This is a genomic window from Vibrio sp. dhg (genome assembly GCF_003443775.1).
In the GTDB taxonomy this organism is placed as follows: domain Bacteria; phylum Pseudomonadota; class Gammaproteobacteria; order Enterobacterales; family Vibrionaceae; genus Vibrio; species Vibrio natriegens.
In genome coordinates this window covers 2427945-2439537 of the sequence record NZ_CP028943.1, presented here as the reverse complement: position 1 = coordinate 2439537, position 11593 = coordinate 2427945, and the positions used below count along the sequence as shown (strand labels likewise).

At 37.3% G+C, this 11593-nt stretch carries 10 protein-coding genes and 1 pseudogene; 6 read left to right on the top strand and 5 right to left on the bottom strand.

The features are described from left to right. Genes DBX26_RS11240 through DBX26_RS11230 form a run of 3 tightly spaced genes read left to right on the top strand, consistent with a single transcriptional unit; the run spans position 1 to position 3108 of the window. The gene (locus DBX26_RS11240; protein WP_014232841.1) at positions 1-960 is read left to right on the top strand and encodes a type II secretion system F family protein; all 960 of its coding nucleotides are present in this window, start codon (positions 1-3) and stop codon (positions 958-960) included. A 21-nt stretch (positions 961-981) separates the two neighbouring features. Continuing rightward, complete coding sequence (locus DBX26_RS11235) at positions 982-1998, top strand: lipopolysaccharide assembly protein LapB (RefSeq protein ID WP_118119187.1); 1017 nt, start codon at positions 982-984, stop codon at positions 1996-1998. A 15-nt stretch (positions 1999-2013) separates the two neighbouring features. Then, positions 2014-3108 (top strand): phosphatase PAP2 family protein, encoded by a 1095-nt coding sequence (locus DBX26_RS11230; protein ID WP_118119185.1) that lies wholly within the window; start codon positions 2014-2016, stop codon positions 3106-3108. Here DBX26_RS11230 and DBX26_RS11225 read toward each other — a convergent pair. From DBX26_RS11225 to chrA, 3 genes are all read right to left on the bottom strand, one after another. Beyond that, positions 3027-4301: an O-antigen ligase gene (locus tag DBX26_RS11225; RefSeq protein WP_162889694.1), complete on the bottom strand. Its 1275-nt coding sequence runs from the start codon at positions 4299-4301 to the stop codon at positions 3027-3029. The genes DBX26_RS11230 and DBX26_RS11225 overlap by 82 nt on opposite strands. An 8-nt stretch (positions 4302-4309) precedes the next feature. After that, on the bottom strand, positions 4310-5545 hold the full coding sequence (locus DBX26_RS11220; protein ID WP_118119181.1) for an O-antigen ligase: 1236 nt from the start codon (positions 5543-5545) through the stop codon (positions 4310-4312). A 171-nt stretch (positions 5546-5716) separates the two neighbouring features. Beyond that, on the bottom strand, positions 5717-6856 hold the full coding sequence (gene chrA, locus DBX26_RS11215) for a chromate efflux transporter (RefSeq protein ID WP_118119179.1): 1140 nt from the start codon (positions 6854-6856) through the stop codon (positions 5717-5719). 115 nt (positions 6857-6971) lie between these two features. Between chrA and DBX26_RS11210 the strand changes: the two genes are divergently transcribed. Next, a complete protein-coding gene (locus DBX26_RS11210) occupies positions 6972-7889 on the top strand; it encodes a LysR family transcriptional regulator (protein WP_118119177.1) in 918 nt (305 codons plus the stop codon). Positions 7890-7895: 6 nt separating this feature from the next. On the opposite strand, the gene ebgR is transcribed toward DBX26_RS11210, so the two are convergent. Next, the gene (gene ebgR / locus DBX26_RS11205) at positions 7896-8888 is read right to left on the bottom strand and encodes a transcriptional regulator EbgR (RefSeq protein WP_118119805.1); all 993 of its coding nucleotides are present in this window, start codon (positions 8886-8888) and stop codon (positions 7896-7898) included. A gap of 352 nt (positions 8889-9240) precedes the next feature. Between ebgR and galM the strand changes: the two are divergent. Next, a pseudogene (gene galM, locus DBX26_RS25795) lies at positions 9241-9356 on the top strand (galactose-1-epimerase); the annotation flags it as partial. Between the two features lie 173 nt (positions 9357-9529). Here the strand turns inward: galM and DBX26_RS11200 are convergent. Further along, positions 9530-10528 (bottom strand): substrate-binding domain-containing protein, encoded by a 999-nt coding sequence (locus tag DBX26_RS11200; RefSeq protein ID WP_118119175.1) that lies wholly within the window; start codon positions 10526-10528, stop codon positions 9530-9532. Positions 10529-10988: 460 nt separating this feature from the next. Here DBX26_RS11200 and DBX26_RS11195 point away from each other — a divergent pair, with 460 nt between their 5' ends. Then, the gene (locus DBX26_RS11195; protein WP_118119173.1) at positions 10989-11585 is read left to right on the top strand and encodes an outer membrane beta-barrel protein; all 597 of its coding nucleotides are present in this window, start codon (positions 10989-10991) and stop codon (positions 11583-11585) included. Positions 11586-11593: the final 8 nt, after the last annotated feature.

Genomic DNA, 11593 nt, shown 5'->3' with positions numbered 1-11593 from the left:
ATGGAGTTCATAAATAATATATTAGCTAATGCCAATATAAATAAAGAAACATTGTTTATGTTATTTGTTCTCGTAACGACAGTATTGTTTGTGATGACAGTTGGATATATATTTATAGGAGTAAATTCACCTGTTAAAAGAAAGTTAGCTGATTTGTCCGTAGGTCAAAAAGAAAGTCATTCTTCCGCTAATGAAAAACTTTTGAATAGACTGGAGTCTTTAGCTCCACTAACTTCATCTAGTAATGAAAAAGAACGAAACTCTACTCGTATGTTATTAATGCATGCGGGTTACCATCAGAAAAATTCACTCTCTCTTTTTTATTCGATTAAATCTCTAACCACTATTATAGGATTAGTAATTGCTATGGGGTTGTATATATTGCTACCTCAATCTAATAAGCTGTACATATACATGGCTGCTTGTGTATTTATAGGATTAATTTTACCCGATATTCTTTTAAAAAGAATGGTGAAAAAACGTCAGAACAGGATTCGTTCCGGAGTAGCAGATATGCTTGACTTGTTAGTTGTTTGTACTGAGTCAGGGCTCGGTTTTAATGCTTCTTTGCGTCGTGTAGCAAACGAAATGGTTATTTCTCATCCCGAGTTAGCTGAAGAGCTTGATACGGTCTGTATGAAAATTCAAGCGGGTAAATCCATGCCTGATAGTCTGAGAGAAATGATAGTTAGAACAGGATTAGAAGAGTTTCTAGGGTTAGTCAGTATGCTAAGTCACGCTTCACGAGTCGGTGGGAGCTTAGTGGATTCTTTACGAGAGTATACAGAAGACTATAGAGATAAAAGACAGCAAGCCGCAGAGGAAATAGCTGCTAAAATTCCAGTAAAAATGATGTTTCCTATGGTTATATTTATTTGGCCTTGCTTTTTTATTGTTGCAATTGGACCATCATTGATTACTCTGTCTGAAGCATTTTCAGGTGGAAACGCTTTAGGTTAATTTTTATTAAAGGGATTTTTTATGTGGAAGGTTTTTATATTTGTATGTGTCACCATCTTTATCTCTGGATGTGCAAGTAATGATACTAAACAAACAGCATTTGATAAAAGCTTATATTCAGGTAAGCCTGTAGAAGCTTTGACTAACGAGCAACCTCCAAAGAATGAAGAAGAAGCAATATCTCGAGGAGATAGTGCACTAATGAGTAACAATACCGATCTTGCGTTGTATGAATATATACGCTCTCTTACATTTGAAGATGGTATTCATAAGGATAAAACATTGTATACCATTGGGCGTATTCACGAGTCACGAGGTGATTTTGAGCTCGCAGACAAGTCTTATAGAGCTTCTCTGGCTGAAAATCAAAATCATATAGGTTCACTAGAAGAATTAGGGAAGCTTTACACAAGGAAAGGTAGAAAAGGAGTAGGAAAAAGTTATTATCTGAGGGCCCTAAATGCTGATCAATTGCGCCTTGGCGGGGGGGGGGATATAACAGTAGACGATATATCTAGTGAGAGCATTTTATCTCTAAGATATGATGAGAAATCGCCTGTAAATGCCTACACTGGGTTGGGTGTGCTCTATGATATCAACAATAACCATGAGGTAGCCCAAGCATTTCTACGTAAAGCGATAGATATTAAACCTTACAATGAAAGTGCACTTATAAGTCTTGGTTACTCGTATTATATGGTTGGTGACTACAGAAAAGCATCTAACTTTACTAACGCAGCTTTGAATTTAAACAATAATAACGAAAAAGCTATTAATAATTTAGGACTAATAGCTATAGCTCAAGGACAGCCTCGTAAAGCTTTAGGTATTTTTGGGCAACATATGTCCACATCTGAAGCATTGAACAGTGTTGGATATTTCCTAATTCTCAGGGGAGAGCCTGGAGAAGCGATACCTTACCTTCAAGAGGCCATTGACCAGAGTCCATCCTACTATGCAAAAGCAAATGAAAATCTCGAGAGAGCGCTATCTATGGTTAGAGCAGATAGAGATACATCCAAAGCCATTATTCAGTGATAGAAGCATTAGTTAATGGAATTAGAAGGTAAGGGAGCAGAGGCTCTACCTCTATATTTAGAAATCAAGCATGTATTGCGAACTGATAAGTCGCTATTCATGCTTGTTCTTCTTTCAAGCATAATTACATTTTTTATCATTCATTATTTTGAAAATGAGATCACTTACGAGTATCAGTTTAGAGATTACTTGTCGATGGTAATTGGGTGTCTTTATGCTACCTTTCTCGCATGGTCAATTTATCTATATTTTAAGTTTATACTTAGTAGAGAAAATAAACCAACAAAAAAATATATACTTGCTATAAAGAATTTTTTTACCCCTATCAATAAACCTATTGTTTTTATAGTTAGAATTCTGATACTTAATATTTGCTTTTCGAACTATACATACCTGAAACAGATAATCCCAGATATAAACCCATTTAAGTATGATCAGCTATTCTCAAATTTAGACTTTTGGATTCATGGAGAAAAGTTTCCTTGGGAGTGGACACATACGTTCTTTTCCCATTCTATATTTACATACTTTTTTATGTTCTCCTACCAAATTTGGTTCGTATTAATTTGGGGGAGTTTTTTGTACTTTTTGTGTGCCTGTAAAATTGAAAATTATAGGCAGCAGTATCTGCTTAGCTTTCTTTTATCATGGTTTTTCTTAGGAAGTATAATGGCATTATTACTATCATCAGCAGGGCCTTGCTTTTTGAATCACCTTAAACCTAGTAATAATACTTATCTTCCATTATTAGAAATACTCGAAAGTCAAATGCAGTTTCTTGAAAATATTCCATTTTATCAAGGGAATGTTATCAATGTACAAAACTACCTATGGGACATCTACGTAAATGGTGATACCAATATAGGAGCTGGTATATCAGCGATGCCAAGTATGCACGTATCTTCTTCTGTTCTTATGGCTTTAGGTGCTTATCAAGTTAATCGAACAGTGGGAATGCTATTTTGGATTTATGCATTAATAATACAAATAGCATCTGTTCATCTTGGTTGGCACTACGCGGTTGATGGTTACTTTTCTTTTATAGCTACGTTATTTATTTGGTTTTCGGTGAAATTATTTCTTAGCTTGAAATTTCCTGCTAATACATAAGCTGTTGCTATAATAAATAAAATTACTGGTGGTGCATGGTATAATGTTCCGTCATATAAACCATGAATTGTTATTCCTACAACAACTCCGTAACAATAAACATTATTAATATTGTTATCCATTTTAACATTGCGTATAGCCATTCTAATTATATTATAGAGAATTGCTATAAATCCTATGGTCCCTAATATCCCAAACTCTAATAAAAATTGAAGAACAAAATTGTGAGGTTGTAATAAACCTATTTTAGTCTTGAATATATGCGCTTCTGGACCATGTCCAATAATTAGATTTTCTGATATCAAGTTTATCGACTCTATCCACAAGTCAAGACGCCCTGTAGACAATTTATCTAACGTCAAATCTGGGGATTGTGATAATCGGAAAAATCTATTCAGACCATTCCATTGGTATACATTAAAGGGGATAGAAATTATACATGATACAGTCATTAAGCCCAACGTATACAATACACTTTTAGCTTTTAAAATGAAGTTAATTGATATTAATGATATAGACAATAATGTACTAATCAGCAAGGCGAGTATTGCTCCTCGTCCTCCTAACCAAAAAAGTAATGAGAAGTTAATTACAAATAAAGCATTTAAATACATTTTTTTCTTAAAGCAAATCTCTAATGTCATAGATATTATACAGTATAAGCAACCAAGCATGGCAATATAACCTAAATATCTTATGTTGCTAGCTATAATTATACGGTTTTTCTCATAATTCATAATACTATTTGGATTAAAGTTATAATCCAAGAAAAGTACTAAAGCAGCTATACATATAGATAGACATACTGGAAGAAAAAAGTGCTTATTTTGTCTGTTGTAAGTAAAGTAGATAGATAGATAAAAACAAAATATTATATGAGTAACTATTTCTAAATATCTTATTAAACTATAGAAGCTCCTAACTTCTCCCAAATAAACATACAATGATATCAAAGTAGAAATTGTAATTATGGTTAAAAATAATAATAAAATAATCAATTCTTTATAATAAATTGACTTTACATGATTTTTTATCTGTTTTTTGTATGTAATGTGAATTAAATTAATTACAGATATTTCAAAGAAAAGAACAAATAAAGACCCATAAAAAGGCGAATTAAAGTTAATAAAGGCTGCTATGGAAAGTATAAATAAAACCCTAATTTTTATATTGTCATAGTCTAGCTTATTCATATCCATCCTTAAGTATGATTTATAATTTTATGAGAGCTATATTTTGAATAAGAATATGAAGCTACAACACATAAAATAAAAAATGGTGGCGAGTAGTATAGTGTTCCTGAAATAAAAGCATTAGATATAATGCTTACTAGAATAGCGATAGAGAATAAATTATTAGTGCTTAGATCATTTTTTATATTAATATAACTGGTTTTATTAATATAAATGATAAATGATAAGAATAGTATTAAACCTATTATACCATAATCAAATAACCACTGAACTATAAAATTATGTGGGTGTCTATATACTGTATCAGAGTTCAGTATGAAACTTTCAGCACCATAGCCAAAAAAAGGCTTTTCTTTTATGAAATTCCAGCTTGTTTCCCATAGCTCAATCCTATTAGTTGATAATGCATTGAGGTCTTTAACATAGTATTCTTTAGCATCTAATAGCCTGTTTAAACCATTCCAAGAATACACGTTGAAAGGTAACGATAAGATTAATGAAGTTATAATAAGACAAATTAAGGTTACCGAGTTTTTAATCTTTAACTCATTGTGTTTATAAATAAATATGATAACTAATGAAATCCCAATCAGATACGACAAAATTGCACCTCTTCCTCCCAACCAAATAATCAGTGAGATACTAGTTATTGTAGATAGTGTAAAGAGTATATTGTTTATCCGCTCACCCATTAATATCTTAATTGATAAGTACAAGGTGCTGATAATCACTATGTGACCTAGGTGTCTTATATTACTGGAAGTAATGATTCTTAGTCCCTCATTATAATCAATATTAGTTAAGTTAAAGTTAATATCAATGAATAACAGTGAGGAAGCTATCAGTATTGAGTGAGGAAGAAAATCAAATGGAAGTTTGTCACTAAGAGAAAAGTATTTAGCTAGACTCATAATAAAAACAACGTGTGTAACCATCACTAAGTATCGAAATATTGATACTACAGTTTCAGCGCTCCAACCCAGCCTATGGATCATTAACAGGCTTGATATAGTTATAGAAGTTATATATAAATATATAACTATATGGATTGGTTTTAATGATAGATAGGTATCATTATTTTTTAAGTTATTTACTAGCCATATTATTGATAACTGAAAGAAAAGTACAATGAACTCCCCTACTAATGGTAAATAAAAATGCATAAAAGGTGTTAGAAATACAGCCAATTTAAGTCTATTATCAATTTGAGACAAAATTGACTGCTGTTCCATTTTTGCTTCCATTCCTAGCCACCACTTTATCTTCTTTTATATTTAATCCTAATGCTAAATTTAATAGATATATTGTTGTTTTTCCAATAAATGTTTTTAAATTGAATTTTTACATAGTAAATGTGACTTAGAATCAACTTAGTTTGTTCTAATGAAAGAAAAAGAATGGTTTCAGCCTGTTTTTTATGATAGTTGCGGAATGAGGGAAGCCCCAACAAAAAACACTATCATCCACAGTATCGAAACATTCAACTTCTTAAGCAGATAGAAACCCGCAATCACCAAAGCAACATCTATTGGTACAACTACGGCACTGATAAACACAGGTTGGTAAAGTGCTGCGAGTAGTAGCCCTACAACGGCAGCATTCACGCCACTTAAAGCTCCGGAAATCGAGGGTTTCGCTGCTAGTTGTTGCCAGTTTTTTAGTACGCCAAGCAATAGTAAGAAGCCTGGCAGGAAGATACCTAGTGTTGCGACTAACGCGCCTAGGATCGGTGTGTCGGATAACCCATAACCTATGTAGGTAGCGAATGTAAACATAGGGCCGGGTACGGCTTGTGCGGCTGCGTAACCCGTTAAAAATGCGTCTTGGCTAAGTTGGTCGCCGAGGATATTTTCCAACAAAGGAAGTACTACATGGCCACCGCCGAATACTAAACTTCCTGCCTGAAAGAAGTCATTAAACAGGCTTACCATTGGGGTTGTATGGGCAATGAGGGGGAGCCCGAACAGTAGCACTGCAAAGATCACAAGCGGTGTTAAGTTGGGCTTAAACGGTTGTGCTGGAATGGCAGATTTTTTCTTCAAGTAGCATACGCCGACCATGCCAGCGATAATCAAAACCAGCATCTGAGTTGTTATGCCTGGCACAAGCAAAAGTGCGATCGCTGTTGCGACACATAACCCGGCCGTTAGCTTAGTTTGGCAAAAGTTCTTGTACATTCCCCATGTCGCATCGGCTACCACCACAACGGCCAGCAACTTTAATCCGTGTACGATGTTTTGAAACAGAGCCGTATCGGTGACTTGGCTGCTTACCATGGCTAATACCAGCATGATCAACACTGAAGGTAACGTAAAGCCTATAAAAGCCGCGCATGCTCCCCCTAATCCGCCACGTTTATATCCCAATGCAAATCCCACCTGACTGGAGCCTGGGCCGGGTAAGAACTGACTTAATGCAACGATTTGTGCATATTCGCTGTCATCCAGCCATTGGAGCTTTTCAACGAAAGTTTGGCGGAAGTAGCCAATGTGAGCGGCAGGGCCGCCAAAGCTGATCCAACCGAGCCAAAAGAAAGTTTTAAAAATGGTGAACATGCTGAGCTTATTTATCTTAATAGAATTTTTATGTTGTTAATTTAGCGAGTAGTTTAAAATGACTCAAATTGATAATCTGAATTTAATTTATGAATGAAATAGGACAGGGAATCTAGTGAAAGACGACGTTCAATGGCGCAATATTGATTTGAATCTGTTGGTGACATTTACTTACTTATATCGCTATCGAAGTGTCAGTTTAGCGGCAGAGAATAGCTATGTGAGCCAATCCGCAATGAGCCATAGTCTATCTCGTTTACGGTTACTTTTTGATGATCCTCTTTTCGAGCGTAAAGGACACAAAATGGAGCCAACAGAACATGCTCACAATATTGCTCCAATCGTACATAATCTTCTGGACTCGATAACAAAAGACCTACTGACTAAATCTGAATTCCAGCCACAGAGTTACTCAGGAGTGTGTCGCATTGGTTTAACGGATTACGCTGAATTCATTTTTGCGCCAGCTATCTATGATGAAATTCACAGGCAGGCACCTGACGCGAAAATCAGCTTTATTAATGTTGATCGAAGTAATTACATGCAACGAACCGAGCGGGATAAGTTAGATCTTGTGATTGGTAGCATTCCTGCTCCTGAAGAGGATTATTGTAGCCAGTACCTCTATACCGAGAAGCATGTATGTTTATGTGATAAGAAGGTGTTGAACGGTAAGTCAGCGTTATCTGTCGTTGAGTTTGCCAATATCAAGCAAGCATTAGTCAGTCCTGATGGTAGCTTAAAGACACAAGTAGACCAAAAGCTTGCAGAGCATGGTTTGAGCCGCCAGGTCACGGTCGCATCACGTAACTTTCTTACTATTCGTCACTTACTTAAACAGCGAGATCTCGTAGCGATTGTGCCGGAAAAAATGGCGCTGGCTGAAGGTTTTTCAGATGATTTAGTAACGATTCAACCACCTATTTCAGTGGCGGATTTTGAGATTTCAATGATATGGCACACCAGTCGCGAAAATGATGAGAAAGGTATCTGGTTGAGAAAGTTGGTAGCAGAAACTATTACTTCTCAGTGATAACGTTTACCCTGTTTTGGTCGTGTTACGTAAAATGAGCTCGCTGGAAACATAAACTTTAAGAGGTAACTTACGATCATCACGATATCTTTCCACCAATAAGTTAACTCCTTGAATTCCCATCATCTCAGAGTGAATACGTACCGTTGATAGTGGAGGGAAGGTAAAACTAGCGGTTGGAATGTCGTTCATACTGATCATAGCAATGTCGTTTGGAAGGTGCAGTCCGCACTCATGGATAGCGCGTAAAACCCCGATTGCAATCGTGTCTGAGGTAACAAATATGGCAGTAGGAATATCTCCTTTCGCCAGCATCTCTGTGCCTAAGTCATATCCGGACTGGCTTGAACCATCGCCGCAATAGATATCCGATTCTGAAACTAAGCCTCTTAGGCTGGCGTATTCGACAAATGCAGTCTTTCGGCTATCAGTCGAATATGTTTGGCTTTGACCACCTATAAACCCAATTCGCTGATAGTTCTGATTGGCATAAAAGTCGACGACTTGTTTACTTATCCGCTCGAGATCGGCACTTACGCAATCATAGGGATAATCTTGTTCAGAGACATCGATGCAGCAAATAAAGCTTTCTAAACGCTTAGGTAACTTATTGATAATCCTTTGCTCTATGTCTCCAACAAGAAGGATACCTGTGACTTTCTGCGTATCGGCTTCCAACTCATTGTTGTAGCAGTTGGTGAGGGTAATACCGAGCTTGTCGCATTGGCTTTCAATACCATGACGAATCGACAAGTAGTAAGGATCACTACTTTCAACTTCTTGTCGGTAATTATAAAGCGCTAAGAAATGATGACGCTGGGTGCTCTTTCCGGTCGAGCCTTTTGAACTTTTGGTGCGATATTCGAGTTTGTCTGCAATCTCTAAGATACGACGTTTGGTTTCTTGTTTTACATTTAATGTCGGATCATTATTTAAAACACGCGATACCGTCGCAAGTGATACACCAGCCTCGCTTGCAACGTCTTTTAATTTTGCCATGTACCATTCCCGTAGACACAACGCGCGATCTCGATGAGAAAGCAGTAATACCGCTATTTTAAACAGTGGGTTATGCAGAAACAAATTTTCCGCACTGTTTTCTTTTTGCATTTCATTTGAACATCCACCTTAATGATTTTTCTCCTTAATATAGAGCCCTTTGTTTTTCATAAACGGTGTTTAATTGATCAACTTAATCAATTAAATAATCTTGTGAAAACGTTTACATGATTAGGGGTTGATCACGGATTTCGATCGATATTGGTTGCTAGAATTTAGCCAGTTCTTTTTCAACTATACCCGTGTTGGGCTGATGCTCATGCAGAGCGCACCGCTTAAAAAAACGGTACTCGATGAACTGGCTTTGGAAACACAGTATTCGGGAAGACTAATTAAACCAGATAATGGGGGCTCAACAGTGGGGTGTTGAGCTCTGGGGGTTGCTATCAGCGGCAAACTGTTTATTAGTTTGAATTTATAGATAGCGTTTTGGGTGGGCGATTACCAGCTTAACTAAGTCGTTGATCATTATTGTCCTAGACGAGGTGAACAGCGACTTATCTAGGATGGTAGTTAGCCCACTTTTTTCTTACTAAAGCAGTTGTGATCTTAATCAGGTGCGGTCAACTGTTGTTGATAAATTATACTTTTGCCACAGAATCTCTGCGAACTAACGTAGGGCTGAAAATAATCGTCTCATCTTCAACTTTTTCGTTACGAGAAAGCGCTAATGCTAAACGAGTAGCGCGTTCTGCCATCATTTCAATAGGGTAGCGGATGGTAGTTAAGCCTGGATGGACAAAGCGAGCTATGAGTCCGTCATCAAATCCCACCATAGAGACTTGTTGCGGCACATCAATACCGTTTTGCTCCAATGTCGCTAAAGCGCCAGCAGCCATGTAGTCGTTATAGGCCACAACCCCTGTGATTTCGAGAGACTTTGTCAGCAGGTTGGTCATTGCTACTTCGCCCCCATCACTGTTTGGCTCACCATATTCGACATAGCTTTTTGACAGCTCAATACCATGTTCTTTTAGTGCACTTTGATAACCTTGTAAGCGCTCATCGGTATCTTCGATGTCATGAGAAGAGGCGATACAGGCGATCTTACGATGTCCGTGACGAATCAAAAATTCAGTGGCTAAGAAGGCACCTTTGCGGTTATCGAGAGAAATGCAGCGTTCGGCCAGCTCGGGAATATGACGGTTGATCAATACCAATCCTTTGACTTCTTTGGCATAGGCGATGAGTTCCTCGTCAGAAAGCCCTTTGGCGTGAATGACAAGAGCGTCGCATCGGCTGTTCGCTAATAAATCCAGAGCGCGGCGTTCATCGTCTGCATTATGGTAACCATTGCCAATTAGGATGTGCTTACCATTTTCACGTGCAACGTTATCAACGGACTTTACTAACGTACCAAAAAAAGGATCGGATACATCACTTACCAGCACACCAATAGTATTGGTACTCTGGCTTACCAATGCTCGAGCCGCGGCATTAGGGCGGTAGCCTAATTTACTCATAGCTTGTGTTACAGCATCAATGGAGTTTTGGCTCGCTTTTGGCGATTTATTGATTACGCGAGAGACGGTAGCAACGGATACACCAGCTTCTTTTGCAACATCTTTGATGGTTGCCATATTTGACCTTTATGGGCGAGAACATTTGACTGAAAGTATTAAACACCCATAGTGTAATCAGTTCAATTCAATAGAGAGTTTGCAGTTGGAAATGAGATCTTTACCACCTGTTTTTATTAAGTTTACTGTTAGTGTAAACGTTATACCTTTTATTAAAGTTTTAAAGAGTGTTTTATCATGGAAAACAGCTCTTACTCAGACTTTGTCTAGGTGAGTAGTGAGACGTCGGAATACATATTGTTATTTTAGAAATGCATGATGAATCTGAACGCGTGTTACTGACTGTTGAAGGCACGACGCTTGTTTAGGAAGTACGTTTAAATAGGTAATATTTATATCAACCATATTTATGTATTGCGTCGCATTTTATTTATCTATCAATATGAATAAGCTTCACTGTAATTATAATCCCTGCGCTTTTTGAAATCGTTTAAATACATGAAAGGTATAGGAAATTATAATGAAAAAAGTAATACCACTATTGGTTCTAGGTGCAGTGGTTGCGTCAGCGTCAGTTCAAGCAAATGATAGCTGGTATGTTGGTGTTGATGTTCTTAATTCTGATCTTGAAGTTGAAGGGATCTCTTCTGATGATTCGGTGACGGGTTTGGGCATCGTTTTAGGTAGCGAAGTGCAATACTCAGACAACTTCAAACTGGCTTTGGAAGCTGAGTACGTTAGCTACGGTAGCTTCGAGAAGAAAGAATCTTCCATGGGTGACTGGGTAAAGGTTTCTATTGATGGTTACGCTTTTAATTTGAATGCTAAACCTAAGTACCAATTCTCTGAGTCTGGTTTTTACATCGGTGCGCTAGCTGGCCTTGGTGTAATTGGTGTTGACTTCCAAGTAGCTTCAAACATTTTGGATGCAAATGGCAAAACTGACGGCAGTGATGTGGGTTTTAACTACGGCGCTGAAGTAGGCTATGAATTTGATTCAGGTGTTATTGTTTCTGGCGGTTACCGTGCTTCTTCAGTAACGATTGATGTTGAAGGCGGTGGCGAACTCGATTTCGATTTCGACAGCGTTTATGTTGGCGTAGATTACAAGTTTTAATCTAAAAC

Coding starts and splice junctions, on each gene's coding strand:
- DBX26_RS11195 (WP_118119173.1), top strand. CDS start 10,989: ATGAAAAAAGTAATACCACTATTGGTTCTAGGTGCAGTGGTTGCGTCA.
- chrA (WP_118119179.1), bottom strand. CDS start 6,856: ATGTTCACCATTTTTAAAACTTTCTTTTGGCTCGGTTGGATCAGCTTT.
- ebgR (WP_118119805.1), bottom strand. CDS start 8,888: ATGGCAAAATTAAAAGACGTTGCAAGCGAGGCTGGTGTATCACTTGCG.
- DBX26_RS11220 (WP_118119181.1), bottom strand. CDS start 5,545: ATGGAAGCAAAAATGGAACAGCAGTCAATTTTGTCTCAAATTGATAAT.
- DBX26_RS11240 (WP_014232841.1), top strand. CDS start 1: ATGGAGTTCATAAATAATATATTAGCTAATGCCAATATAAATAAAGAA.
- DBX26_RS11230 (WP_118119185.1), top strand. CDS start 2,014: ATGGAATTAGAAGGTAAGGGAGCAGAGGCTCTACCTCTATATTTAGAA.
- DBX26_RS11225 (WP_162889694.1), bottom strand. CDS start 4,301: ATGAATAAGCTAGACTATGACAATATAAAAATTAGGGTTTTATTTATA.
- DBX26_RS11235 (WP_118119187.1), top strand. CDS start 982: ATGTGGAAGGTTTTTATATTTGTATGTGTCACCATCTTTATCTCTGGA.
- DBX26_RS11200 (WP_118119175.1), bottom strand. CDS start 10,528: ATGGCAACCATCAAAGATGTTGCAAAAGAAGCTGGTGTATCCGTTGCT.